This is a genomic window from Pseudomonas sp. S3_G06, assembly GCF_054667565.1.
Genome location: NZ_CP162738.1, coordinates 3794732 through 3818745, shown reverse-complemented (window position 1 = coordinate 3818745; position 24014 = coordinate 3794732). Strand labels below are relative to the sequence as shown.

Genomic DNA, 24014 nt, shown 5'->3' with positions numbered 1-24014 from the left:
TCAAACCGGTGCTAGTGAGTCGGCCCGAGGAAGGCCAGCCAGCGGCGTTCGGCAAGGCGGAACAGACCGACCAGCGCAAAAGTAATGGTCAGGTAGATCAGCGCGGCGATGCCGAATGACTGGAAGGTCAGGAAGGTCGCCGAATTGGCATCCCGCGCGACTTTCAGGATATCGGGAATGGTCGCGGTGAACGCCACGGTGGTCGAATGGAGCATCAGGATCACTTCGTTGCTGTAGTAAGGCAACGAACGGCGCAAGGCCGACGGCATGATCACGTAGGCGTACAGCTTCCAGCCGGTCAGGCCATAAGCCTTGGCCGCTTCGACTTCGCCGTGGTTCATGCTGCGAATCGCCCCGGCAAAAATCTCCGTGGTGTACGCGCAGGTATTGAGCGCGAAAGCGAGGATCGTGCAGTTCATCGCGTCGCGAAAGAAACTGTCGAGGATCGGCTGTTCGCGCACGGCGGCGAGGCTGTAGATGCCGGTGTAGCAGATCAGCAACTGGATATACAGCGGCGTGCCACGGAACAGGTAGGTGTAGAACTGCACCGGCCAGCGAACGTAGAAGTGCGGCGAGACGCGGGCAATCGACAATGGGATCGAGACGACGAAGCCGATGCAGATCGAGGCGGTCAGCAGCCACATCGTCATCGCCAGGCCGGTGATGTTCTGGCCGTCGGTATAAAGGAAGGCGCGCCAATATTCCTGGAGAAGTTCGATCATCGTACGGCCTCCCGGGCACCGGCGGCGTAGCGGCGTTCGAGCCAGCGCAGGATGAAGTTCGAAGCACTGGTGATCAGCAGATAAATCAAGGCGGCGAGGACCAGAAAGTAGAACAGTTGATAGGTGCTTTTACCGGCGTCCTGGGCAGCCTTGACCAGATCGGCCAGACCGATGATCGACACCAGCGCGGTGGCCTTGAGCATGACCATCCAGTTGTTGCCGATGCCTGGGAGGGCAAAACGCATCATTTGCGGAAACACCACGAAGCGAAAACGCTGGCCACGTTTGAGGCCATACGCGGTGGCGGCTTCGACTTGGCCGCGCGGCACCGCGAGGATGGCGCCACGGAAGGTTTCAGTGAAATACGCGCCATAAATGAAGCCCAGCGTCAGTACGCCGGCGCTGAACGGGTCGATTTCGATGTATTCCCATTCCATGTAGTCGGTCAGCGACGTCAACCAGGTTTGCAGGCTGTAGAAGATCAACAGCATCAGCACCAGATCCGGCACGCCGCGGATCAGCGTGGTGTAGAGCTGCGCAGGCAGGCGCACCAGTTTGACTTTCGACAGTTTGGCACTGGCGCCGAGCAGGCCGAGCAACACGGCCACCAGCAGCGACATCGCCGATAATTTGATGGTCATCCAGGTGCCTTGCAGCAGCAACGGGCCGAAGCCCTGCAGACTGAACGAGGCCAGCCCCAGATTTTGCAGGAGGGTTTCAAACATAAATCAGCAACCTGAGCGGATGGAAAAGGCGCCCATCGGGGATGGGCGCCGGGGCATTATTTGCCGCTGTACAGATTCAGGTCGCCAAAGTGTTTCTTTTGAATCTCGGCGTATTTGCCGTCGTCGTGTAACGCTTTGATACCTTTATCCAAAAGTGCTTTCAGCTCAGTGTTACCTTTCTTGATACCGACAGCGGTTTTGGCTGGCAGCAATTCGCTGTCGACCGGCTGGCTGATTTCATAATCGGCGCCTTTTGGCGACTTCAAAAAGCCCAGTTCGGCTTGCAGCATGTCCTGGATACCGGCGTCGAGACGGCCGGAGGTCAGGTCGGAATACACCTGGTCCTGGTTCTGATAGGCCTGGGTTTTCACACCGGCCTTGTCCAGCACGGCTTTGGCATAGGCTTCCTGAATGGTGCCTTGCTCATAGCCAACGGTTTTGCCCTTGAGCGAAGCGACATCGGCGGTGATGCCGGAGCCTTTCTTGAACACATAAGCGGTCGGGCCGGAAAACAGTTCGCTGGAGAAGTCGATGACCTTCTCGCGCGCCGGGGTCACGGTCATCGACGAGATCACACCGTCGAACTTGTTGGCCTTGAGGCCCGGAATCATGCCGTCGAAATCGCTTTCGACCCATTTGCACTTGACCTTCAGTTCGGCGCAGATCGCGTTGCCCAGATCGATATCGAACCCGACCAGGCTGCCATCGGCCGCTTTCGACTCGAACGGTGCGTACGAAGGGTCAACGCCAAAGCGCAGCTCTTTGTATTCCTTGGCCAGCGCGGAGCCGGCGGCCATGCACAACGCCAGTGCAGAAAGGGTCAGCAATGCTTTTTTCATTATTCAATCCCTAAGAACCAATATGAGCGCTTGTGGCGCAGAATTATTGTTACTGCAACGCTTACGACCTGTAGAAAGTAGCAATTTCCGAACCAGAGTGCCGAACAGGTGTTTTAAAAGGTCGAGTGCAGAGAGGCAAGGGTAGTTGAATGCACGGAAACGGGCATTGCTGTTTGTATGCACTGTTTCGGTTCAAGCGCGTGGCTCAGAGCAGTTGAAACTGTGGCGAGGGGCTTTATCCCCGATCGGCTGCGCAGCAGGTGCAAAAACCTGAGTGCACGATTTCAGGGGGAAATTGCCGGGGGCCGCTGCGCAGCCCAGCGGGGATAAATCCCCTCGCCACAGGATTCTGCGATGTGTCGAGAATGAATCAGGCCAACAAGTCTTGCAGAGTCGCGAGGCTGTCGGCTTCTTCGACGGTCTTGTCCTTGCGCCAGCGCAGCATGCGCGGGAAGCGTACGGCGATGCCGCTCTTGTGCCGGCGCGACAGGGCGATGCCTTCGAAGCCCAGTTCGAACACCAGGCTCGGTTTCACACTGCTCACCGGGCCGAATTTCTCCACCGTGGTTTTGCGCACGATGCTGTCGACCTGGCGCATCTCTTCATCGGTCAGCCCTGAATAGGCCTTGGCGAACGGCACCAGCGAGCGTTGACTGGATTCCGGCGGGCCGTCCCACACGGCGAAGGTGTAATCGCTGTACAGACTGGCGCGACGGCCGTGTCCACGCTGAGCATAAATCAGTACCGCGTCGACGCTGAACGGATCGACCTTCCACTTCCACCACACGCCCATGTCCTTGGTCCGGCCGACACCATACAGCGAATCGCGGGCCTTGAGCATCATGCCTTCGACGCCGAGTTTGCGTGACGCTTCGCGCTGGCGGCCGAGGTCGAGCCAGTCTTCGCCGGTCAGTACCGGGGAGGGCAGCAGTACCGGACTGTTGCAGTGCGCGATCACCTCTTCGAGTTGCGCCCGCCGCTTGACCTGCGGCTGGTTGCGCCAGTCTTCGCCCTGCCATTCCAGCAGGTCGTAGGCCAGCACCACCACCGGCACTTCTTCGAGAATCTTCTTGTCCAGCGTCTTGCGACCGATGCGTTGTTGCAGCAGGGCGAACGGTTGCACGGCCGGCGGCTCATCGGATTGCGGATCGAAGGCATCTTCGGTGGTCGGATGGGTGCTCTTCCACACCACGATTTCGCCGTCGATCACCGTGCCGTCGGGCAGGCCGTGGACCAGCACATCGAACTCGGGGAAGCGCTCGGTCACCAGTTCCTCGCCGCGCGACCACACCCACAGCTTGCCGTCGCGCTTGACCACTTGCGCGCGAATACCATCCCACTTCCATTCCACCTGCCAGTCGCTGGCCGGGCCGAGCAGGGCGTCGAATTCCTCGACCGGTTGCGACAACGCATGGGCGAGAAAAAACGGGTAGGGCTGACCGCCGCGCTGGGCGTGTTCGTCGGCGGATTCCGGGGCGATCAGTTTCAGATAGCTGGCGGCGTTGGGCCGGTTCGACAGGTCCGTGTAACCGACCAGGCGCTGGGCCACGCGTTTGCTGTCGAGCCCGGCCATCGACGCCAGGGCGCGGGTGACCAGCAGCTTGGACACGCCAACGCGGAAACTGCCGGTGATCAGCTTGATGCACAGCATCAGGCTCGCCCGGTCCAGTTGCGCCCACAACATTGGCAATTGGCGCATCAGGTACTCCGGCGTTTCTCTGCGCAGTGGCAGCAGCTTGTCTTCGATCCATTCGGCAAGACCGGCCTCGGAGCTGTGGGAATTTTCCGGCAGCACCAGAGAAATGGTCTCGGCCAGATCGCCGACGGCTTGGTAGCTTTCTTCGAACAGCCATGGCTCCAGTCCCGAAACTGCGACCGCCAGCTCACGGAGGATGCGCACCGGTACCAGTTGCCGAGGCCGACCACCGGAGAGGAAATACACCGCCCATGCGGCATCTTCCGGCGCGGCCTGCGCGAAGTACGCCTGCATCGCCGCCAGCTTGGCGTTGCTCGACGTGGTGGCGTCGAGTTCGGCATATAACTCGGCGAAGGCTTTCATGGCGATGTCTCGGCAACGGTGGGTTCGGTGGCGATGTTGTCGTCTTCGTCATCGCCGTATTCGGTGGTGAAGCCTTGTGCATCGAGGCCCTGTTCCCGCAGATGGCGCACGAGCACGCCGATCGAGCCGTGGGTGACCATCACCCGTTCCGCGCCGGTCTGGTTGATCGCCCACAGCAGGCCGGGCCAGTCGGCGTGATCGGAAAGGACGAAACCGCGATCGACGCCGCGCCGCCGCCGGGTCCCGCGCAGGCGCATCCAGCCGCTGGCAAAGGCATCGCTGAACTCGCCGAAACGACGCATCCAGGTACTGCCGCCTGCTGACGGCGGAGCAATGACCAGCGCCTGGCGCATGATCGGGTCGCTTTTTTTTACGTCGCCCGCATAGATCGTCGGCGGCAGGTACACGCCGGCATCGCGGTAGACCCGGTTCAGTGGTTCGACCGCGCCGTGGCTGAGGATGGGCCCGAGGGTTTCGTCGATGCCGTGGAGAATCCGCTGCGCCTTGCCGAAGGAGTAGCAGAACAGCACGCTGGCCTTGCCGGCGGCGATATTGGCCGCCCACCACTGATTGATCTCGGCGAAGATCTGCGCCTGCGGCTGCCAGCGATAGATCGGCAGGCCGAAGGTCGATTCGGTGATGAAGGTGTGGCAGCGCACCGGTTCGAATGGGGTGCAGGTGCCATCCGGCTCGACCTTGTAATCCCCCGATGCGACCCAGACTTCGCCGCCGTATTCCAGGCGCACCTGCGCCGAACCGAGGACATGTCCGGCGGGGTGAAAGCTCAGGGTCACGCCGTGGTGGGTCAGGCGCTGGCCGTAGTCGAGTGTTTGCAACTGGATGTCCTGACCCAGACGCGCGCGCAGAATCCCGGCGCTGGCGCTGCTCGACAGGTAGTGCTGATTACCGGTGCGCGCGTGATCGCCATGGGCATGGGTGATCACCGAACGCTCGACCGGCCGCCACGGATCGATATAGAAATCCCCGGCGGGGCAGTAGAGACCTTCAGGTCGGGCAATAACAAGATCCATGTCGTGACCGGAATGGGGGGCTTGTTAGCTATGAGGCGGGCGTAAGGCTGGAAGTTCGATCGGCTTTAAAGCGCTACCCTCACCCCAGCCCTCTCCCAGAGGGAGAGGGGGCCGACCGAGGTATCTGGTGAGGTACATCGACCTGGGGGACCGAGTTGAATATGGATCCGGCACAGCCTTGAGCCTGATCCAATGTTGGATTCACTGTCTCTCTTTCAGGGCGGCGCAAGACCCAAGCATCCCCCAATCAGTCCCCTCTCCCTCCGGGAGAGGGCTAGGGTGAGGGGCTGTTGATCTTTGCTCTATTTCCCGGGCGTCAGGGTCAAACGGGTCTTGCCATACACCCGATCAAAGTTTTGCGGCTGCATCGGCAGGCCGATGTACTGACCTTTCAGCCACGCATCGATCCCGTTCAGGTAGTTCGGACTCAGTGGATTGCCCGACTGCCCCGTACCGTTCTGCGCCATCAGTGGCTCGCTCTGGCCGAAGTCGACGATAAAACGCATCGACGGCGCGCGCGTGGTGACGAAGTCCTGGCCCCAGGCAAACGCCGAGCTGTTCAGCGTGGTGTGATCGCCACCGGCTGCCAGCGGCCCGCGCACAGTCTGACCGTTGCTGTTTTTCCACGCATAGCTGTGCAGTTTGCCCCACTGCCAGGCGCGATGATCGCCGCCCAACTGGCTGTCGCCCGCTGTAATCGCTGCAGCGAGACTGCGGGCGAGAATCACGGATTTGTCTTCCTTCTGCGGCGTGCGCAGGTCATCCCAGAACGGACTGTCCTCACGCCCCAAGAGATGATCGGCCTGTGCCGCGTAGGACAGATCGCCATTGGCGACAAAGGCCTTCCACGCCGGGCTCGACTCAGGACCCAGTTCATCGAGGAAGATCTGCTTCATGCTTTCCTGCAGAAACAGTTCGTAGATCGCCGCATCCGCCGAGGTCGGGCTGAGCTTGCCGTCGAACGCCATCAAACGGGTGAAGGCTTCGCGGGCCTTGCTGCGTTCGGCTTCCGGCAGGGCGTCGATCGCCTGTTTCAGCGGTTGTTTCATGCCCGGCGCTTCCAAGACTTTTTTCAGCTTGGCGGCGAAGGTGGTGGTCTGGTCGTACTGCATGGCGATCACGCTGCGGCTGTCGTGCTTGCCGCTGCCAGCCATTTCCGCCAAGCGTTCGCCGCGCTCCGGTGCCGCCCAGGATTTCGACAACTGCATGCCGTAGCCGTCGGGGATGACGCGCTGGTTGGCGGTGCCGAGCCAGCCTTGTGCCGGGTCCTGATCGTAGGGGTGCAGCATCGGGTCGGCGTAACCGTCCCAGTCGTAGCGACCGTCCCAGCCCGGCGAGGGCAGGAGGCCTTCGCCTTCGCGACGGTTGGGGAAGCGCCCGGTGACTTGCCAGCCGATATTGCTCGCATCGGCAAAGACCAGATTGAGGGTAATGGCGCGGATTTCGCGGCTGGCGTCCGAGGCGCGCTCGACGTTCTGCGCGCGGGTCAGGTCGAAGAAGGCATCCAGGGTTTTGTCGTCGGTGAAGCTTGGCGTCTGCAGGGCGAGGCCGAAACCGCTGCCCTGCGCCGCTGCCTGGGCACTGTTGAGCAGCGCGCCGTGGCGGGTTTCGTACACGGCTTCGCGAATCGGCCGCTGGCCTTTGACGAAGTAGGTCTCGTTGCGCACACCCAGCGGCTGCCATTTGCCGTTGACTTCATAAGTGAGGCTGCTGCCCTGACGGCGGATTTTCTCGAGGAACAGGTCCTGATTGTCGCCGAGCACGCTGGTCATGCTCCACGCCACTTTGCCGTTGAAGCCGCCGAGCACCATCGGCAGACCGGCAACCGTGACGCCGGCGGCCTGATATTTCGGCGCACGGATCTGCACGAAACTCCACAGCGACGGCGCGGCCAACGGCCCGTGCGCATCGCTGGCCAGCAGGCTCTTGCCGCTGCGGCTGCGTTGCGGGGCGATCGCCCAATTGTTCGCAGTCGGCGTGGCGAGCAGGTTCAGCGCCGACAGTTGCTGGCTGGCGCTGCTCAGTTCCGTCAGCCCCGGAATCTGCCCGTTGAGCTTGAGGCCTTGCAGCTTGTCGGCTTCAGCCACTGGCAGGTTTTCATCAGGCGCCGACGGGCTCAGCCAGGCGAGTTTGTCAGTGGTCACGGTTTGCGCGAGCACCAGCGACTGGATTTCCTCCGGCAGGTTGGCCGACTGGCTGAAATTCAGCAGGGCAAAAATCAGCGCCGAATCTTCCGGTTTCCAGTATTCGGGCTTGTAACCGCTGGCGGCGAGGTCGCCCGGCAACTTGTCGGCGTAGCGGAACAGGTAGGCGTTGACGCCCCGTGCATACACCTCGAAGAAGCGCTTGAGCCGTGGCGACGAGGCCTTGTACAGCTCGCCGGCGCTCTTCTTCAGATTGACCGCGCGCATGTAGCGGTCGGCATCGAGCATCGACGCGCCGGACATTTCCGCCAACCGGCCCTGGGCCAACAGGCGCAGGGTGACCATCTGATTGATGCGGTCGCTGGCGTGGACGTAACCGAGGCTGAACAGCGCGTCATGGAAGCTGTTGCTCTCGATCAGCGGCATGCCCATCGCATTGCGCCGCACCGACACGTTCTGCGCCAGGCCCTTGAGCGGTTGCACGCCGGAGGTCGGTGGCAGGCTGTCCTGGGCGTTCCAGGTCTGGCAACCGGACAGGCCGAGGACACCGGCCACCGCTGCGGCGACGCCGAACCGGGGAAGGAAATGTGTAAGGGCTGGCGAGGCCATGGCGAAGCTCCTGCGGGGGTATAAGGCTGGGGGCGCAATAAAGCCGCTACGTTAGTGACGGCGCGAGGGCCGCGCAAGCGGGGCGAGTGGTTATTTATGCAGTTGTCGGCTGATCGGTCAGGGTTGTGGCGGTTGCTTGTGGGAAAGCGCTGATGTTGAACTACGGAACAAGTCCCGAGCCCTGTCAGGAGAAAGATCGCTATGGAGCTTCAAAGCAACGCTGCGCTGATCATCATCGACCAGCAGAAAGGCATTCTGCATCCGCGTCTGGGGCGGCGGAATAATCCTCGGGCCGAAGAGCGAATGCTTGAGTTATTGGCGCTGTGGCGGCGGTGCGGGCGCCCGGTGGTTCACGTGCAGCACTTGTCGCGCTCGCCTGATTCGGTGTTCTGGCCCGGGCAGGACGGAGTGGAGTTTCAACCGCGCTTTGCGCCGCAGTAGGGTGAATGGCTGATTCAGAAACAGGTGCCGGATGCGTTTTGCGCCAGTGGGTTGGAAGCTCAGTTGCGTGAGGCTGGGATCGGGCAATTGATCATCGTCGGTGTCGCGACCAATAACTCGGTTGAATCAACGGCGCGCACTGCGGGCAACCTGGGGTTCGACACGTGGGTGGCGGAGGATGCGTGCTTTACCTTCGACAAGGCCGATTATTTCGGCACACCACGTACCGCTGAAGAGGTGCACGGGATGTCGCTGGGCAATCTGCATGGGGAGTATGCGACGGTGGTCGGCTCTTCACAGATTCTGGCGGCGGGCTGAAGTTTTGTAGTGTATGCGCCGCCGCCTTCGCGAGCAGGCTCGCTCCTACAAGGGATCGCATTTCAAATGACGGAACACGGTCAACTGTGGGAGCGAGCCTGCTCGCGAAAGCGGTGTGTCAGGCGAAGAAGACCTTCGCCAGTGACATCAAGCGCCGTGGCACTTCTTGAATTTCTTGCCGTTGCCGCATGGGCAAGGGTCGTTGCGGCCGACATCTTTCAGGGCGTTGCGCACCGGTTCCTGGTGGGCGTGGCCGCAGTTCGGGCCGTGGACATGGCCATGGTCGTGATCGTGATGGTGGTCATGATCGTGATGGTGGTCATGATCGTGGTTGCAGTCAGGGCCATGGACATGGGGTTGCTGGGTCATCGAGGTCACTCCGGAGTTAGATCGGCGGGGATTATCACGCCATTGCGCTCAAGGTGCACGTAGTGGGCGATGAATAAACCGGTTTCCATTTCCCCCTGCAATCGATAGGGAATCTGCTGGTGCGGATTTTTCAGCAGTTTCACCACCTGTTTGACCTTCGGCCACAGGTTGGTGCGGATCGGCACTTTGAAGTAAGCGCTGCGCTTTGGCCCGACGGTAAACCAGTGCTCATGCTCGCCTTCGGTGAGCAGGATATCCGCCAGATGGATGCGGTATTCCAGGCCGCGCACGGTCAGGTCACTGTCGTTGGGATTGTCGACGCGAAAGTGCAGAATGAATTTCTGCTCGAGCAGCTTGGCCCGCACCACCTCGACTTTCACCAGATGCACGGCAGGCTCGACGCTGTCATCGCTGAACCACGAGGCACAGCCGCCGAGGTTTACGATCAGCATCAAGAGCAGAAAATGTATTGTGCACCGACGACCGAGCATGAAATGGACTCCCTTTGTGCCCAGTCTAGACCTTAAAAGATTTCAGCCTTCGGCTAATCCCGTGGAGCTGCCGAAGGCTGCGATGTTTTGGCTCAAGCGCCGAAATAACCCGAACAACACTTCTTGAACTTCTGCCCGCTGCCACACGGGCAGCCGTCATTGCGCCCCAGCTTCATCTGCACCGTCGGATCGATGAAGTACCAGCGCCCACCATTCTGGACAAAGGATGAGCGCTCGCGATGGCTGTGCTCGCCCTGGCTGTCATGCCAGCGCGCGGTGAAGGTCACAAAAGCGTGTTCCGGCTGGCCGCCGAACACCTCCGAGCTTTCCACTTCAAGGCCGAGCCAGGTGCTTTGGGCACTCCAGTCGCTGATCGATTGTCGGTTCAGCCCCGCCTGCTGCGCGGGCAGGGTGGTCGCCACTAGATAGTCGACCAGCCCCAGCACATAAGCGCTGTAGCGTGAGCGCATCAAGGCTTCGGCACACGGTGCCGGGTGGCCGTCATGATAAGGACCGCAGCAGGCATCCAGCAGATTGCCGCTGCCGCAAGGGCAAATGGCTGTACTCATTGCATTACCACCAGTATTTACCGAAGTTTTCCGGATTGGCCCAGAAGCGTGAGTTGAGCCAGTCGGGGACTTGTTTGTAGTCAAGCAGATCGTAGGTGAACAGGGTCAGCACCTGCTCGTCGCGCTGGAAACGCTCGCTGGCCTGCAGGGCCAGCGAATAGAAATCGGTTTCCTGCCAGCCACTGGCCGCCAGATCCGCCAGATCCGCCAGCACCGCGATGCGACTGGCGTTGAGATTGCGAATGCCGCCCAACAAATTCAGGCCGTCGCGCTTGGGCAAATGTTCCAGGCAATCGACTACCAGCGCCAGATCGAAGCGCTGCGCGGCCAGTTCGGTGGGCAAAGCGCCGGGCGCGGCATGGGCGACCACGGTGTCTGGATGTGCGCCCTTGAAAGCGCTCAACGCGGGAAACTCGCTGGCGCCGATCAGCAGCAGACGGGCCGGGGCGTAGCGATCCAGCAAAGCGGCCAACGCCTGTTGTGGCGTGCGCGAAGAAATGGCGGCGTTCATCGAAGCTCCTCAGTCAGACCGCCAAGACTAGCCTGCCAGACCGCGTCGGCAAAGCGCCCGGTGGCGGCGGTTTTCGCCAAAAGAGGCAAACCCCTGTGAACACGGTCGCAAACAGCGGTGGCCTATTGCTGGCGGAGATTAAAACTCCGGTCTTTACTCCCTGAATCGGTTTTAAGCCGATCCCTCAGGAGAAAACTAGATGAGCATAGTTCGGACAGCATTACCCTTGGTTCTGCTAACCAGTGTGTTGACTGGTTGTGCAGGTTTGCAGAAAACCGACTGGCCGACCTGTGCGGCGGTCGGTGGTGTGGTGGGTGCCGGTCTCGGTGCGACGGAAAGCGCTTCGTGGGCCGGTTACGGTGCGTTGCTCGTTGGCGGCACGGCGGCGGCTTATTGCTGGGTACATGGTGATGGCGATGAAGACGGCGATGGCGTGCCGGACAGTCGCGACAAGTGCCCGGGCACACCTAAAGGCGTGCAGGTCGATGCTGACGGTTGCCCGCCACCGACGCCTGCGCCAGTGGTCGAAGAAGCGGTTGTGGTCAAGGAAGAAACCATCGTCATTCGTGATGTGCATTTCGAGTTCGACAAAGCCACGCTGACCGGCCCTGACAAGCAGGTGCTGGACAAGGTCGCCGATCGCCTGAAGCAGGAATCCTCTACCGCGCAACTGACCGTGACCGGTCACACCGACAGTGTCGGCAGCGATGCCTACAACAAGAAACTGTCGGATCGTCGTGCGCACTCGGTGGTGGAATACCTGATCCAGCAGGGCGTGCCACGTGCCAGCTTCGTTTCGGTGTCGGGCCTCGGTGAAAGCCAGCCTGTGGCTGACAACAAGTCGGCCGATGGTCGCGCGCAGAACCGTCGTACTGAAATCAAAATCGTCCGCTAGCCCCTCTCGCATCCGCGGCTTGTGCAGTCGCGGATGCGGGTCTTTACTCCTGAGTAACCGGTATGGGCCGGTACACAGGAGCGTTCACAAATGCGTGTTTTCTCAAGGTCCGTCTTGCCGGTGCTGCTGCTTGGCAGCTTGCTCACCGGTTGTGCCACTCACAGCGATGGCACCGCCCCTCTCAATCAACGTACGTGGCCGATCTGCAGCCTGCTTGGCGGCCTGGTCGGCGGCGGTCTTGGCGCCATCGAAAGCGCCGGCTGGGCCGGTGGCGGCGCGGCACTGGGGATCGTCACCGGCGGGCTGATCTGCTACGCCCAGGATGGCGACGAAGACAGCGACGGCGTGTTCGACCGCCGCGACCGCTGCCCGGACACACCGGAAAACACCGAAGTCGATCACCGTGGCTGCCCGCTGCCGCAATATCCGGTCGCAGTCAAACCGGTCGAACCGGCGCCGCAAACCGAAGTGATCACCTTGAGCGATGCCGGCAACGTGCTGTTCGATTTTGACAAGTCCGATCTGACCCCGGCGGCAAAAGCCCAGCTCGACACCTTGATGGACAAGCTGCGCAATGCCGATGTGGTCAGTATCAAAGTCATCGGGCACACCGACAGCAAAGGCTCCGACGCCTATAACCAGGCATTGTCGGAACGCCGCGCCAGCAGTGTCGCGGCGTATCTGCTGAGTCAGGGCCTGGCGCCGAACAAACTCACCAGCGAAGGCCGAGGCGAGAGTGAGCCGGTCGCCGATAACGCTACTGATGAAGGCCGCGCGGAAAATCGCCGGGTCGAGTTGCACATCAATCGATAGGAAACCTCTGTAGTACGCAGGCTAGAGCTGCCGGGTCGGGATCGTCGTCCCGGCAGCCATTTCATCAGCGTTTGCACAAAATTCATTTTTCCCTCTGGCTTATCGCCCGCAGAAGCCGGTACTGTGCGTGCAAAGAATAATTCGCAACACGGGGGAGCGTATGAAGGTGTTCTGGGGGCTGGGGCGTTTGCTGACCCTGCTGTTCTGCTGCGTGGTACTGGCCAATCAACTGGTGCCGTTTGTTCATCCGCTGCATCTGCTGGTCAATCTGGCCGGCGCTCTGTTGTTGCTGATTCATGTACTCGAAGCGCTGCTGTGCAATCGCAGTCTCAAGGGGCGTCCGCATCCCTGGCGTGACCGTGGCCGCATCCTGTTGTTCGGCGTTTTTCACCTGCAAACCATCCCGGCCCCGGCCGCTCCGGAGGCTTCTTCCCATGCGTAAACTCTGCCTGCTCGCTGCATTCATCAGTCCACTGGCCTGCGCCCAGGTGGTCAACGTGCAAAGCAATTCGCTGATGCGTTTGCCCAACACCACCAGCACACTGCAGCTGGAGAAGCTGGAAGTCGCCGATTACGGCACCTTGCTGATCCCGTCCAACGTGACTGAATTGAACATTGATGAACTGCGCCTGGGCCACGAAGCACGTATTGCTATCGTTCCGGCTGAACAAGCGCTGGAAGTGAAGGTCAAGCGCGCTGAGTTGAGCGAGGGCAGCCAGATCACCGCGCGCGGCGCCCCCGGCACTTATGAAAAAGCGGCCCGGGCCGGGCGCAATCTGAATCTGCAATTCCAGGCCCTGAGTGCGCCGCAACTGACGGTCGATGCCCGTGGCGGCAGGGGCGCGCCGGGTTTCGTCGGCCTCGACGGCGGCAACGGTGAAGATCCGGGCTGCACCTATGGCTCGGCCGGCCACGGTGCCGATGGCAGTGACGGCAGCGATGGCCAGCCAGGCGCGCCGGGTGCATTGGTACGCCTGGCCGTGCCACGGGATTACCCAGTCGAGCTGATCAAGGTCAACGTGGCTGGCGGTGCCGGCGGCCCGGCGGGTGTTGGCGGCAAGGCGGGCAAGGGTGGCAAGTCCAAGGGCTGCCTGGTGTACCGCGCAGATGGCGGCAAGAACGGCAAGGCCGGCGCGGATGGCCAGCCTGGGCCGGTGGGGGCGGCGGGTTCGGTTACCGTGCAACGGCTCTAAAACTGCGACCCACTCTCTGATCAATAAAATGCTTTGGTGAGTGAAGATCTTTGGTGAGTGAAATTATGTGGCGAGGGGATTTAGCGAAACGTCGCACCGCCCCGTTGGGCTGCGTAGCAGTCCCGCTTTTGATTTTTAGAGCGGGGCCGCTTCGCGACCCAGCGGGGATAAATCCCCTCGCCACAACTGTGTTCACAGCAGAAAAATAGTGCGATTCAGAGCATCGGTCTCGCCGCCGCTACCGCCACCAGCACCAACCCGACCAGCAGATTAAGCCCCACCACCCGGCGAATCCGCCCCAGCACTGCCGCACCCGCCGGCCAATCCTTCGCCTCAACCGCCTTGCGCAACTCTGGCAACATCAACCCCTGAATGCGGATGAACAGTGCCGTCATCACCACGTACAAGCCGATCATCACCTGCACGTACTTCGGCGCGGTTTCAAATCCGACCTGCTGCAGATGCAGCATGCCCACGCCGCTGATCGGCAACAGGATCACTGCGACCCAGACCCAACGGAAAAAACCTTGAAACACTTCCACCCACAGGGTCAGGCGAGCTGGGCCGTCCAGAGCCTTCACAGCCGCAGGGCGCAAGACCATCCAGGCGAAAAACATGCCGCCAACCCACACCAGAGCGGCAAGGATATGCAGGGGGTAAACGAGGCTAAAAGGTGTCATTCGGGCACTCCGTTCTGCGCAGGATCGATTAGGCAGGTATGATAGCCGCCGAACCAAACTACTGAAAATTTATCCAGCGTTTCCAGCGCCCGACACTCAATGATCAGCACTGAACTCAAAACCACGATCCAGGGCGCCTATTCGCGTTTTCTAGAGGCCAAGAGCCTCAAGCCGCGTTACGGCCAGCGCCTGATGATCGCCGAAATCGCCAAGGTCCTCGGGGATATCGACACCGATGACGAAGGCCGGCGCAGTGGCGACCCCGCGATTGTCGCGGTGGAAGCCGGCACCGGTACCGGCAAGACGGTGGCCTACAGCCTGGCGGCGATCCCTACGGCGAAACTGGCCGGCAAGCGTCTGGTGATTGCCACCGCGACCGTCGCCCTGCAAGAGCAGATCGTCTACAAGGATCTGCCTGACCTGATGCGCAACAGCGGGCTGAATTTCAGCTTCGCCCTGGCCAAGGGCCGTGGCCGCTACATGTGCCTGTCCAAACTCGACATGCTGCTGCAGGAAGGCCACGCACAAACCGCCACCGCGCAGTTGTTCGAAGAAGAAGGCTTCAAGATCGAAGTCGACGAGGCCAGTCAGAAGCTGTTCACCAGCATGATCGAAAAGCTCGCCGGCAATAAATGGGACGGCGACCGCGACAGTTGGCCTAACGCGCTGGAAGACGCCGACTGGGCGCGCCTGACCACCGATCACAGCCAGTGCACCAACCGTCATTGCCCGAACTTCGGCCAGTGCGCCTTCTACAAGGCCCGCGAAGGCATGGGCAAGGTTGACGTGATCGTCACCAACCACGACATGGTCCTGGCTGACCTGGCACTGGGCGGCGGCGCCGTGCTGCCCGACCCGCGCGACACAATTTACGTGTTCGACGAAGGTCACCACCTGCCGGACAAGGCCATCGGCCACTTCGCTCACTACACGCGCCTGCGCTCCACCGCCGACTGGCTGGAAACCACCGCCAAGAACCTCACCAAGCTGCTGGCCCAGCATCCGCTGCCGGGCGATCTCGGCAAGCTGATCGAGCAGGTGCCCGAGCTGGCACGGGAGATCAAGACCCAGCAGCAGTTCATGTTCACCGCCTGCGAGCAGATCGCCGATTTCAAGCCCGGCGAAGACGTCGAAGGCCGCGAGCGCCCGCGTCATCGCTTTGTCGGCGGGGTGATTCCCGAGGACATGCGCGAGATGGGCATCGAGCTGAAAAAAGGCTATTCGCGCCTTAACGACCTGTTCCAGCGCCTGACCGACCTGCTCAAGGAAGGCATGGACGGTGAGGTCAATATCGGCATCGCCAGCAATCAGGCCGAAGAGTGGTATCCGCTGTTCGGCAGCCTGTTGTCCCGCGCTTCCGGCAACTGGGAATTGTGGACCGCGTTCACCGCCGAAGACCCGGAAGACAGCCCGCCGATGGCGCGCTGGCTGACCCTGGCCGAAAGCGGTTCGCTGTTCGATATCGAGGTCAACGCCAGCCCGATTCTGGCGGCGGAAACCTTGCGTCGCAGTTTGTGGAACGTCGCGTACGGCTGCCTGGTGACCTCGGCGACGCTGACGGCGCTGGGCACTTTCGACCGTTTCCGCATGCGCGCCGGTCTGCCGAAAAAAGCTGTCACAGCGGTGGTGCCGAGCCCGTTCCATCATGCCGATGCCGGCGTGCTGCGCGTGCCGGATCTGAAGGCCGACCCGCGCGATGCCGCTGCCCATACGGCGGCGATCATCCGTGAACTGCCCGATCTGGTCGAAGGGTCGCGTGGCACGCTGGTGCTGTTCTCCTCGCGCAAGCAAATGCAGGACGTGTTCGACGGTCTCGACCGCGACTGGCGCAAGCAAGTGTTCATTCAGGGCAACCTGTCGAAACAGGAAACCCTCAACAAGCACAAGGCGCGAGTCGATGGCGGTGATTCCAGCGTGCTGTTCGGGCTGGCCAGTTTTGCCGAGGGTGTCGATTTGCCGGGTGCCTACTGCGAGCACGTGGTGATCGCCAAGATTCCGTTCTCGGTGCCCGATGATCCGGTCGAGGCCGCGTTGTCGGAGTGGATCGAGGCGCGTGGCGGCAATCCGTTCATGGAAATCTCAGTGCCCGATGCCTCGCTGAAACTGGTTCAGGCCTGCGGCCGTCTGCTGCGTACCGAAGAAGACCGCGGCACCATCACCTTGCTCGACCGGCGTCTGGTCACCCAGCGCTACGGCAAGGCGATCCTCAATGCGTTGCCTCCTTTCCGTCGTGAAATATCCTGAGACACGGGTGGGCCGATTGGCGCGCCGCGTTGTCTATCTCTCTGCCACCGCTTTTTCACTGGCCTTGACTGGTCGTTAGGGAGAACTCCGTTCTTATGATCCGCCGTTCGTTGCCCGCTGTTCTCGCCATGTTCTTTGCCGCGCCGTTGCTGGCCGCGCCCGCCGGTCAGCAGACGCTGTTCAACTTCGTGCGCCCGGCCGACGTGGTCAAGGTCGCCACGGAAAACGCCGACCTGCCCCAGGCCAATGCCGAACAGACCGCGGAAGGCGAAGTGCTGCGCCGGGTGACGTTCAACCCGGTCGCCCGGCCGACCTTGCGCCTGACCCCACAGACTGGCGCCTGGGACTGGTCGCAGTCCGGCATGATGAGCTTGCGTCTGCAGAGTGCGATGAACTGGGCGGTGACGGTTTATGTGCAAATCCAGAGCAACGATGGCCGCACTCTGGTCAGCCGCGTCGATCTGCCGGCCGGCCCCGCGCAGACCTTGCTGGTGCCGCTGGTGGCTTCGACGCCACTGAGCCAGGGCATGAAAGCCGGGCCACCGATGCCGGTGACCGTCGATGGCCAACGCATTCTGCTGGCCAGCAGCACCGGCGAGATCGATCGCAGTCAGGTGGTTTCAGTGAATCTGTCGCTGGATCAGCCGAAAGTTGCGCAGAGCCTGTTGCTCGAGCGTTTCGGCGTGCAGGACGGCGAATCGGTGACGCGGGCGGTGTACGGCAATCTGGTCGACGCCTACGGTCAGTCAACCCGTAGTAAATGGCCGGAAAAAGTCAGCAGCGACGAACAACTGAAAAGCGCCGCCAGCAAAGAGCAGCAACAGCTGAATACGTGGCTGGCCGAGCGTGAAAAGGCTTCGCTGGACAAGTTCGGCGGCTGGAACAAAGGCCCGGCGTTCAAGGCCAGCGGCTTCTTCCGCACGGAAAAACGTGATGGCCGCTGGTATCTGGTGACCCCTGAAGGCCACCCATTCTATTCGCTGGGCGTCAACACCGTCAGCCCGCAAGTCAACCAGACCTACGTCGCTGGTCGTGAGTACATGTTCGAATCGTTGCCGAAGAACGACGACCCGCTGGCCGCGCATTTCGGCGAGGGCGACAACCGTGGCGGCAACGGTGTCGATCAGGGCCGTGGCTACGGCAACGGCCGCTGGTACGACTTCTATGGCGCCAATCTGCAACGCCTGTACGGCGAACCGTGCAAGGCGGACAGCGACAACAAGGCCGGGATTGCCGAAGCGGCGAAGGCGGGCGCGGCTGAGGCCGGCTCGGTGCAGGCTGCTGAGACTGCAGCGGTGCCTGCCGAGCCAAAATCCGGTATTGCCGAAGCGGCGCAGACCGATGCGGTGCAAGCGTCCAGCGAGGAAGCCGCCCCGTGCAAAGCCGCAATTGATGAAGAACGCTGGACCCGCCATACCCTCGATCGGCTGCAAGCCTGGGGCTTCAACACGGTAGGCAACTGGAGCGCGCCGTCGCTGGCTGACGCTGAGCGCGTGCCGTACACCTTGCCGCTGTCGATCGTCGGCGATTACACCAGCATCAGCACCGGCAGCGATTGGTGGGGCGGCATGCCGGATCCGTTCGATCCGCGTTTCGCCATGGCCACCGAGCGCGCCGTGGCCATCGCCGCCCGCGATCACCGTGACGACCCCTGGCTGATCGGTTATTACGCCGACAACGAACTGGCCTGGGCTGGCCCTGGCGACGATCCGAAGGCTCGCTACGCGCTGGCCTACGGCACGTTGAAAATGACCACCGACGTGCCGGCCAAACGCGCCTTTCTCAAGCAATTGCGTGACAAGTACCGCAATCAGGCCGGACTGTCCAAGGCCTGGGGTATCGAGCTACCGGCGTGGGAGTTGATGGAAGATCCAGGCTTCGTGCCGCCACTGCCGAACCCGGAGCATCCGGAGATCGAAGCGGATTTCAAATACTTCCAGAAGGTCTTCGCCGATACCTATTTCAAGACCATTTCCGATTCGCTGAAATGGCACGCGCCGAACCAGATGCTCCTTGGCGGTCGTTTCGCCATCAGTACCCCTGAAGCCGTGGCGTCCTGCGCGCAGTACTGCGATGTGTTGAGCTTCAACATGTACACGCTCAAGCCGCAGGACGGCTACGACTTCGCCGCGCTGACGGCGCTGGACAAACCGGTGCTGATCACCGAATTCAACTTCGGCTCGGCCGACCGAGGGCCGTTCTGGGGCGGCGTGACGCAGCTGGCCAAGGAGGAAGATCGCGGCCCGGCCTATGCCAACTTCCTCAAACAGGCGCTGAGCGAACCGTCGATTGTCGGCGTGCACTGGTTCCAGTATCTCGACCAACCGGTGACCGGGCGTTTGCTCGACGGCGAGAATGGCCATTTCGGTCTGGTCGGTGTGACCGATCTGCCGTATCAGGGATTTGTCGAGGCGGTGCGCAAAAGCAATTTGCAGGCGCTGGAGCAGTTGGGCAAGGAGGCGCAGAAAACCCCGGCGGCGGAAGTTGAAGGCGGGCGCAAGGCCGAGGCTGGCAAAGCTGCGGAGGCTGCACAGGCGGGTGGGCATTCGGGGAATGGTCACTAGGTTTCAGACCGCGTTATCGTTCTTCGCGAGCAGGCTCGCTCCCACAGGGGATCTGCGCTGCTGTTGAGATCCAGTGTGGGAGCGAGCCTGCTCGCGAAGGGAGCAACACAAATTGCCGATCAACCGTCTGGCCCGCGCCTGTTCCCAAATCCCTCAAGGGCTGGAACAATGCGGGCCACTTTGTAGAGCGTTTTCGCGGGGGAGTTGCGGGTGCAGATTCAGGGACATTACGAGCTTCAATTCGAAGCGGTGCGCGAGGCTTTCGCCGCACTGTTCGACGATCCCCAGGAACGCGGCGCAGCCCTGTGCATCAAGGTCGGTGGAGAAACCGTCCTCGACCTCTGGTCCGGTACTGCCGACAAGGACGGCGCCGAGGCTTGGCACAGCGACACCATCGCCAACCTGTTCTCCTGCACCAAGACCTTCACCGCCGTTACCGCGCTGCAACTGGTGGCCGAAGGCAAGTTGCAACTCGACGCCCCGGTTGCCCGCTACTGGCCGGAATTCGCCGCCGCCGGCAAAGAATCCGTCACCCTGCGCCAATTGCTTTGCCATCAGGCCGGCCTGCCGGCGCTGCGCGAACTACTCGCGCCTGAAGCGCTTTACGACTGGCAAACCATGGTCGACGCCCTCGCGGCCGAAGCGCCATGGTGGACTCCGGGCACCGGTCACGGTTATGCCGCGATCACCTACGGCTGGCTGGTCGGCGAATTGCTGCGCCGCGCCGACGGTCGTGGGCCGGGCGAGTCGATCGTCGCTCGGGTCGCCAAACCGTTGGGCCTGGATTTCCACGTGGGCCTGGCCGACGAAGAGTTTCATCGCGTGGCGCACATTGCCCGTGGCAAGGGCAACGCCGGCGACGCTGCGGCGCAGCGCCTGCTGCAAGTGACCATGCGCGAACCGACTGCCATGACCACCCGCGCCTTCACCAATCCGCCGTCAGTGCTGACCAGCACCAACAAGCCGGAATGGCGCCGCATGCAGCAGCCTGCGGCTAACGGCCACGGCAATGCGCGCAGCCTCGCCGGGTTTTACGCCGGCCTGCTCGACGGCAGCCTGCTCGAGAGCGAGATGGTCGAAGAGCTGACCCGTGAGCACAGTCTTGGCGATGACAAGACCTTGCTCACCCGCACCCGTTTCGGCCTCGGCTGCATGCTCGATCAACCGGACGTGCCCAACGCCACCTACGGCCTCGGCCCACGCGCGTTCGGCCATCCGGGAGCAGGCGGCTCGATCGGTTTTGCTGATCCTGAGCACGATGTGGCTTTCGGTTTCGTGACAAATACCCTGGGGCCTTACGTTTTGATGGATCCGCGCGCGCAAAAGCTGGCGCGGGTGCTTGCCACTTGTCTGTAAAGCTTCAACAGAGGTTCCAGGGTCGGAACCTCGAAGGGATTTTCGTTTCAAAACGGCTGTTTATCCGGGCGAAAGTGCTCTGATTTTTCATTACTTCATTTTGTGGATTTTCAATGTCATCTAAAAAGACCCTCGCCCTGGCCCTGTGTGTAGCGATCACCGGTTGCGCACAGACTCCGAAAAACGATGCAGATGGCGGCAGTTGGTGGCCATTCGGTTCTTCCGACAAAGTCGCGGCCAAAGATTCGACTTCGGCTCCAGCTCCTTTGAAACCTGCGGCGACCGCGCCAGTGGCCAAGGCTGAGAGCAGCAACCCGTGGTACTGGCCGTTCGGTTCCAGCGATGAAGCGGTCAAGGCTGATCTGAAAGCCGAGGTCAAACCTGAAGCCAAACCGGTCGAGGTGGCCAAAGCCGAGGCGCAGTCCAATGGCAAATGGTGGTGGCCGTTCGGCGGCAAGGACCAGCCAACCGCCAAAGCCGTGCCGATGCCGGATCCGAAGGTGACTCAGGCCTGGCTGGATGACTACGAGCCGCGTCTGCGTGAAGCGGTGAAGGACAGCAATCTGCAACTCGAGCGTCGCGACAATGTGCTGGTAGTGACGGCGCCGGTCGAAGGCTCGTTCAATCCAGACCGCCCGGCGATGCTGCTGCCGGTCACCCTTGGCCCGTTCACTCGCGTAGCGAAAATCCTTGAAGCCGACCCGAAAACCGCAGTGCTGGTGCTCGGTCACAGCGATACCAGCGGTGCTGCGCCGGCCAACGTCAAACTGAGCCAGGAGCGTGCGCAATCGGTGGCGGCGATCTTCCGCCTCAGCGGCTTGCAACGTGATCGCCTGATGCTGCGCGGCATGGGTTCCGAAGCGCCGCGTGCGGCCAACGACAGCGTTGAAGGCCGTGCCTTGAACCGTCGCGTCGAACTGCTGGTGACTCCGCAGAACACCATGGTTGCGCTGCTGAGCAAATACAACATGCCAGCACCGAAGCCTGTAACGATGGTCGCTGCGCAAGACGTCAAGCCAGTGGCCAAACCGGTTACCCCGGCGCCTGCGGCGAAAAAAGCCGCTGTGCCGGCGGCCAAAAAGGCGCCAGCCAAGAAAACCGCCGCCAAGGCTCCTGCGAAGAAGGCACCGGCCAAGGCTCCAGCGAAAAAAACTGCACCAGCCAAAGCCGCCGCGACCGACAAGAAAGTCGCCGCAGCCGACGCCGCCAAGAAGTGATCCGCTAACGAAAAGGAATCCGCCATGACCCAGGCTCTGGCCGATATGCGTCGCGACTACACCCGTGACGGTTTGACCGAGGCGCAAGCCCCGGCCGAGCCGTTTGCGCTGTTTCACCAGTGGTTCGCCGATGCGGTGAAAACCGAGCAGGCGCCGGTAGAAGCCAATGCCATGACCCTGGCCACGGTTGATGCCGACGGTCGTCCGCATTGCCGCATTTTGTTGCTCAAGGGCCTGGACGAGCAGGGCTTCACCTTCTTCACCAACTACGACAGCGCCAAGGGCCAGCATCTGGCGGCCAACCCGTTTGCCGCCATGACCTTCTTCTGGCCAACCCTGGAGCGCCAGGTGCGCATCGAGGGGCGGGTGGTCAAGGTCACGGCGCAAGAGTCCGACGCGTATTATCAGGTGCGTCCGCTGGGCAGCCGCCTCGGCGCTTGGGCCTCGCCGCAGAGCCGAGTCATCAACGGTCGTGGTGAGCTGGAGGATTTGCTCAAGGCCACCGAGCAACGCTTCAGCGACAGCCAGCCGCACTGCCCGGAACATTGGGGTGGTTACCGCTTGTTGCCCGAGCGCATCGAATTCTGGCAGGGCCGTCCGAGCCGCCTGCACGATCGCCTCAACTACCGCCTCCAGGGCACCGAGTGGATTCTGGAACGACTGGCACCCTGAGCAGTCTACCGAGCGAGATAAACGCGGATGGCGCAGGATCGCTGATTTGACGCTACCTTGAGTGGACGCTCGCGGGCATCTGTACCAGGCCTGAATGGAAGCCAATTTTATCCGGATGGTGTCGTGACAGGCGCCAGGCCACGGGGTTTAATGAACACATGTTCTTTTGGAGTTGATGCTATGCGTAAGTCTGTTCTGCTGGTTGCTTCTTTTTCGACGATGGCGATGTTGCTGACCGGCTGCCAATCGAGCCTCACTGGCGACTCCTACTCCCGTGACGAAGCGCGTCGTGTACAGACGATTCGCATGGGCACCATCGAATCCCTGCGCCCGGTAAAAATCGAAGGCACCAAGACCCCGATCGGCGGCGCAGCAGGCGCAGTGGTCGGCGGCGTCGGCGGTAGCGCCATCGGCGGCGGCAAGGGCAGCATCGTTGCTGCGGTCATCGGTGCAGTGGCTGGCGGCCTGCTTGGCTCGGCCACCGAAGAAGGCCTGACCCGCACCCAGGGCGTGGAAATCACCGTCCGCGAAGACGACGGCAGCATGCGCGCCTATGTGCAGCAGGTTCAGGAAAATGAAGTATTCCGCGTTGGCGAGCGGGTACGGATCTCCACCGTTGGCGGAACCAGCCGCGTTTCGCACTAAGCGGGAAGCTGGGTAAAAGAAAACCCCGATCAGGTGACTGGTCGGAGTTTTTTTTTGTTTGTGAATTGCTCATTCAGTATGTGGAGCAGGTGCCCATGAAGTATTCGAGGCCCTTTGGAAAACTGACGTTGAGCAGGGTTTCCAATGCGGTTACCTGATCCTGAGTCAACAACAGCTCGCCGGGTTCCACCTCATCCAAGGGCTTGGATTCAATGAGCTGAGCCACTTTTTCATTCATCTCGCTGCCTGTGATATCCAGTTTGAATTGCAAGGAGTCGTCTTGGGCTTCGTCAGGGAAGAATCCGGTAATCGAAAGAAAGCGCATGAAGAACTCATCCCGGTTATTTAACTGTAATCAAACGAAATCTGGTAGTCGCAGGTATTCAGAGTGATTTGATGTTGAAAGTACGGCTGAATGCTAGCTACCCACTTTTCGATGACGTTGAAGCCGCCATTATTGATGCTGCCTTCTACCGGAATACTCAGAGCATTCAAAACTGATTCATCGTCCCCCAGATCTTTTGACGATTCCTCGCCCTGAATTTCTAGGGTTGCTGTGTCGTACCACTCCAGCCTCAATACCAGACCCATTTCTTCCTCGCAGATACTTTGATGTTGCTTTTATTTTTTGTTCTTCACATTGCTCGCTTACGGCTAATCGGGGCCGTTACATGTCAGCTGAAAGTAATAGCGTGAATCTGCGATTGATATCTGCATCAGTTTTTCAAAGGCTTGAACTTGATTCTGATTCAAATCGTAGCCTTCCCACCCTTGCTGCTTGGTCGTCCAACCCATAATCGACTTAATGTGCTCCGCATACTCTTTGGGTATTTCGGTTACCGATACTTGGTAATCAGTCTGCTTATCAAAAGCTTCTATCAAAAATCTCAAGGCTCAACGCTCCGTT

At 61.1% G+C, this 24014-nt stretch carries 24 protein-coding genes and 1 pseudogene; 11 read left to right on the top strand and 14 right to left on the bottom strand.

What is annotated here, in order from left to right; all coding sequences use genetic code 11:
* Window positions 1–11: 11 nt before the first annotated feature.
* From AB4N47_RS17130 to AB4N47_RS17105, 6 genes are all read right to left on the bottom strand, one after another.
* Window positions 12–722 carry an ABC transporter permease gene (locus tag AB4N47_RS17130; protein WP_130912856.1) on the bottom strand — a complete coding sequence of 237 codons (711 nt, stop codon included), beginning with the start codon at window positions 720–722 and terminating at the stop codon, window positions 12–14.
* Window positions 719–1447 carry an ABC transporter permease gene (locus tag AB4N47_RS17125; RefSeq protein WP_016771383.1) on the bottom strand — a complete coding sequence of 243 codons (729 nt, stop codon included), beginning with the start codon at window positions 1445–1447 and terminating at the stop codon, window positions 719–721. The genes AB4N47_RS17130 and AB4N47_RS17125 overlap by 4 nt, the downstream gene beginning before the upstream one ends.
* Window positions 1448–1503: 56 nt before the next feature.
* Complete coding sequence (locus tag AB4N47_RS17120; protein ID WP_042608231.1) at window positions 1504–2286, bottom strand: transporter substrate-binding domain-containing protein; 783 nt, start codon at window positions 2284–2286, stop codon at window positions 1504–1506.
* Between the two features lie 370 nt (window positions 2287–2656).
* Window positions 2657–4345, bottom strand: coding sequence for an ATP-dependent DNA ligase (locus AB4N47_RS17115; protein WP_341638621.1), 1689 nt, complete (start codon window positions 4343–4345; stop codon window positions 2657–2659).
* On the bottom strand, window positions 4342–5376 hold the full coding sequence (locus AB4N47_RS17110; RefSeq protein WP_024011903.1) for a ligase-associated DNA damage response exonuclease: 1035 nt from the start codon (window positions 5374–5376) through the stop codon (window positions 4342–4344). Before AB4N47_RS17110 ends, AB4N47_RS17115 begins: the two co-directional genes overlap by 4 nt.
* A gap of 302 nt (window positions 5377–5678) precedes the next feature.
* Window positions 5679–8129, bottom strand: a complete 2451-nt coding sequence (locus AB4N47_RS17105; protein WP_341638622.1) for a penicillin acylase family protein — start codon at window positions 8127–8129, stop codon at window positions 5679–5681.
* A gap of 201 nt (window positions 8130–8330) precedes the next feature.
* Between AB4N47_RS17105 and AB4N47_RS17100 the strand changes: the two are divergent.
* A pseudogene (locus AB4N47_RS17100) lies at window positions 8331–8888 on the top strand (cysteine hydrolase family protein).
* 147 nt (window positions 8889–9035) lie between these two features.
* On the opposite strand, the gene AB4N47_RS17095 reads toward AB4N47_RS17100, so the two are convergent.
* The 4 genes from AB4N47_RS17095 to AB4N47_RS17080 all read right to left on the bottom strand — a co-directional run bounded on the left by AB4N47_RS17095 (window position 9036) and on the right by AB4N47_RS17080 (window position 10828).
* Window positions 9036–9257: an SEC-C metal-binding domain-containing protein gene (locus AB4N47_RS17095; protein WP_341638623.1), complete on the bottom strand. Its 222-nt coding sequence runs from the start codon at window positions 9255–9257 to the stop codon at window positions 9036–9038.
* A gap of 5 nt (window positions 9258–9262) precedes the next feature.
* Complete coding sequence (locus AB4N47_RS17090; RefSeq protein WP_460154291.1) at window positions 9263–9748, bottom strand: LEA/WHy family protein; 486 nt, start codon at window positions 9746–9748, stop codon at window positions 9263–9265.
* A 92-nt stretch (window positions 9749–9840) separates the two neighbouring features.
* The gene (locus AB4N47_RS17085) at window positions 9841–10317 is read right to left on the bottom strand and encodes a YchJ family protein (RefSeq protein WP_071174594.1); all 477 of its coding nucleotides are present in this window, start codon (window positions 10315–10317) and stop codon (window positions 9841–9843) included.
* Window positions 10318–10321: 4 nt separating this feature from the next.
* Window positions 10322–10828, bottom strand: a complete 507-nt coding sequence (locus tag AB4N47_RS17080) for a DUF6231 family protein (RefSeq protein ID WP_341638626.1) — start codon at window positions 10826–10828, stop codon at window positions 10322–10324.
* Window positions 10829–11027: 199 nt separating this feature from the next.
* Here AB4N47_RS17080 and AB4N47_RS17075 point away from each other — a divergent pair, with 199 nt between their 5' ends.
* The 4 genes from AB4N47_RS17075 to AB4N47_RS17060 all read left to right on the top strand — a co-directional run bounded on the left by AB4N47_RS17075 (window position 11028) and on the right by AB4N47_RS17060 (window position 13729).
* Window positions 11028–11723: an OmpA family protein gene (locus AB4N47_RS17075; protein WP_024011908.1), complete on the top strand. Its 696-nt coding sequence runs from the start codon at window positions 11028–11030 to the stop codon at window positions 11721–11723.
* A 90-nt stretch (window positions 11724–11813) separates the two neighbouring features.
* On the top strand, window positions 11814–12536 hold the full coding sequence (locus AB4N47_RS17070) for an OmpA family protein (protein WP_024011909.1): 723 nt from the start codon (window positions 11814–11816) through the stop codon (window positions 12534–12536).
* Window positions 12537–12696: 160 nt separating this feature from the next.
* Window positions 12697–12978, top strand: coding sequence for a DUF1145 domain-containing protein (locus AB4N47_RS17065; RefSeq protein ID WP_341638627.1), 282 nt, complete (start codon window positions 12697–12699; stop codon window positions 12976–12978).
* The gene (locus AB4N47_RS17060) at window positions 12971–13729 is read left to right on the top strand and encodes a collagen-like triple helix repeat-containing protein (protein WP_341638628.1); all 759 of its coding nucleotides are present in this window, start codon (window positions 12971–12973) and stop codon (window positions 13727–13729) included. The genes AB4N47_RS17065 and AB4N47_RS17060 overlap by 8 nt, the downstream gene beginning before the upstream one ends.
* Window positions 13730–13944: 215 nt before the next feature.
* On the opposite strand, the gene AB4N47_RS17055 is transcribed toward AB4N47_RS17060, so the two are convergent.
* Window positions 13945–14409 carry a DUF2269 family protein gene (locus tag AB4N47_RS17055; RefSeq protein WP_341638629.1) on the bottom strand — a complete coding sequence of 155 codons (465 nt, stop codon included), beginning with the start codon at window positions 14407–14409 and terminating at the stop codon, window positions 13945–13947.
* A gap of 99 nt (window positions 14410–14508) precedes the next feature.
* On the opposite strand from AB4N47_RS17055, the gene dinG reads away from it, so the two are divergent.
* From dinG to AB4N47_RS17025, 6 genes are all read left to right on the top strand, one after another.
* Window positions 14509–16653, top strand: coding sequence for an ATP-dependent DNA helicase DinG (dinG, locus tag AB4N47_RS17050; protein WP_024011911.1), 2145 nt, complete (start codon window positions 14509–14511; stop codon window positions 16651–16653).
* Between the two features lie 95 nt (window positions 16654–16748).
* The gene (locus tag AB4N47_RS17045; protein ID WP_341638630.1) at window positions 16749–19217 is read left to right on the top strand and encodes a beta-galactosidase; all 2469 of its coding nucleotides are present in this window, start codon (window positions 16749–16751) and stop codon (window positions 19215–19217) included.
* A gap of 210 nt (window positions 19218–19427) precedes the next feature.
* Window positions 19428–20573 carry a serine hydrolase domain-containing protein gene (locus tag AB4N47_RS17040; protein ID WP_341638631.1) on the top strand — a complete coding sequence of 382 codons (1146 nt, stop codon included), beginning with the start codon at window positions 19428–19430 and terminating at the stop codon, window positions 20571–20573.
* A gap of 113 nt (window positions 20574–20686) precedes the next feature.
* Window positions 20687–21790, top strand: a complete 1104-nt coding sequence (locus tag AB4N47_RS17035) for an OmpA family protein (protein ID WP_186568211.1) — start codon at window positions 20687–20689, stop codon at window positions 21788–21790.
* Between the two features lie 24 nt (window positions 21791–21814).
* Window positions 21815–22462 carry a pyridoxamine 5'-phosphate oxidase gene (gene pdxH, locus AB4N47_RS17030; protein WP_130902007.1) on the top strand — a complete coding sequence of 216 codons (648 nt, stop codon included), beginning with the start codon at window positions 21815–21817 and terminating at the stop codon, window positions 22460–22462.
* Between the two features lie 180 nt (window positions 22463–22642).
* Window positions 22643–23107, top strand: coding sequence for an outer membrane lipoprotein (locus AB4N47_RS17025; protein ID WP_016771369.1), 465 nt, complete (start codon window positions 22643–22645; stop codon window positions 23105–23107).
* A 73-nt stretch (window positions 23108–23180) separates the two neighbouring features.
* Here the strand turns inward: AB4N47_RS17025 and AB4N47_RS17020 are convergent, their stop codons facing one another.
* From AB4N47_RS17020 to AB4N47_RS17010, 3 genes are all read right to left on the bottom strand, one after another.
* Window positions 23181–23432: a pyocin S6 family toxin immunity protein gene (locus AB4N47_RS17020; RefSeq protein ID WP_341638632.1), complete on the bottom strand. Its 252-nt coding sequence runs from the start codon at window positions 23430–23432 to the stop codon at window positions 23181–23183.
* 20 nt (window positions 23433–23452) lie between these two features.
* Window positions 23453–23698, bottom strand: a complete 246-nt coding sequence (locus AB4N47_RS17015; RefSeq protein ID WP_341638633.1) for a colicin E3-like toxin immunity protein — start codon at window positions 23696–23698, stop codon at window positions 23453–23455.
* 63 nt (window positions 23699–23761) lie between these two features.
* Window positions 23762–23998: a DUF7683 domain-containing protein gene (locus AB4N47_RS17010; RefSeq protein ID WP_437180348.1), complete on the bottom strand. Its 237-nt coding sequence runs from the start codon at window positions 23996–23998 to the stop codon at window positions 23762–23764.
* Between the last annotated feature and the right edge of the window lie 16 nt (window positions 23999–24014).

Coding starts and splice junctions, on each gene's coding strand:
- AB4N47_RS17075 (WP_024011908.1), top strand. CDS start 11,028: ATGAGCATAGTTCGGACAGCATTACCCTTGGTTCTGCTAACCAGTGTG.
- AB4N47_RS17065 (WP_341638627.1), top strand. CDS start 12,697: ATGAAGGTGTTCTGGGGGCTGGGGCGTTTGCTGACCCTGCTGTTCTGC.
- AB4N47_RS17015 (WP_341638633.1), bottom strand. CDS start 23,698: ATGGGTCTGGTATTGAGGCTGGAGTGGTACGACACAGCAACCCTAGAA.
- AB4N47_RS17025 (WP_016771369.1), top strand. CDS start 22,643: ATGCGTAAGTCTGTTCTGCTGGTTGCTTCTTTTTCGACGATGGCGATG.
- AB4N47_RS17130 (WP_130912856.1), bottom strand. CDS start 722: ATGATCGAACTTCTCCAGGAATATTGGCGCGCCTTCCTTTATACCGAC.
- AB4N47_RS17085 (WP_071174594.1), bottom strand. CDS start 10,317: ATGAGTACAGCCATTTGCCCTTGCGGCAGCGGCAATCTGCTGGATGCC.
- dinG (WP_024011911.1), top strand. CDS start 14,509: ATGATCAGCACTGAACTCAAAACCACGATCCAGGGCGCCTATTCGCGT.
- AB4N47_RS17045 (WP_341638630.1), top strand. CDS start 16,749: ATGATCCGCCGTTCGTTGCCCGCTGTTCTCGCCATGTTCTTTGCCGCG.
- pdxH (WP_130902007.1), top strand. CDS start 21,815: ATGACCCAGGCTCTGGCCGATATGCGTCGCGACTACACCCGTGACGGT.
- AB4N47_RS17110 (WP_024011903.1), bottom strand. CDS start 5,376: ATGGATCTTGTTATTGCCCGACCTGAAGGTCTCTACTGCCCCGCCGGG.
- AB4N47_RS17020 (WP_341638632.1), bottom strand. CDS start 23,432: ATGCGCTTTCTTTCGATTACCGGATTCTTCCCTGACGAAGCCCAAGAC.
- AB4N47_RS17125 (WP_016771383.1), bottom strand. CDS start 1,447: ATGTTTGAAACCCTCCTGCAAAATCTGGGGCTGGCCTCGTTCAGTCTG.
- AB4N47_RS17055 (WP_341638629.1), bottom strand. CDS start 14,409: ATGACACCTTTTAGCCTCGTTTACCCCCTGCATATCCTTGCCGCTCTG.
- AB4N47_RS17120 (WP_042608231.1), bottom strand. CDS start 2,286: ATGAAAAAAGCATTGCTGACCCTTTCTGCACTGGCGTTGTGCATGGCC.
- AB4N47_RS17105 (WP_341638622.1), bottom strand. CDS start 8,129: ATGGCCTCGCCAGCCCTTACACATTTCCTTCCCCGGTTCGGCGTCGCC.
- AB4N47_RS17035 (WP_186568211.1), top strand. CDS start 20,687: ATGTCATCTAAAAAGACCCTCGCCCTGGCCCTGTGTGTAGCGATCACC.
- AB4N47_RS17090 (WP_460154291.1), bottom strand. CDS start 9,748: ATGCTCGGTCGTCGGTGCACAATACATTTTCTGCTCTTGATGCTGATC.
- AB4N47_RS17080 (WP_341638626.1), bottom strand. CDS start 10,828: ATGAACGCCGCCATTTCTTCGCGCACGCCACAACAGGCGTTGGCCGCT.
- AB4N47_RS17070 (WP_024011909.1), top strand. CDS start 11,814: ATGCGTGTTTTCTCAAGGTCCGTCTTGCCGGTGCTGCTGCTTGGCAGC.
- AB4N47_RS17115 (WP_341638621.1), bottom strand. CDS start 4,345: ATGAAAGCCTTCGCCGAGTTATATGCCGAACTCGACGCCACCACGTCG.
- AB4N47_RS17060 (WP_341638628.1), top strand. CDS start 12,971: ATGCGTAAACTCTGCCTGCTCGCTGCATTCATCAGTCCACTGGCCTGC.
- AB4N47_RS17095 (WP_341638623.1), bottom strand. CDS start 9,257: ATGACCCAGCAACCCCATGTCCATGGCCCTGACTGCAACCACGATCAT.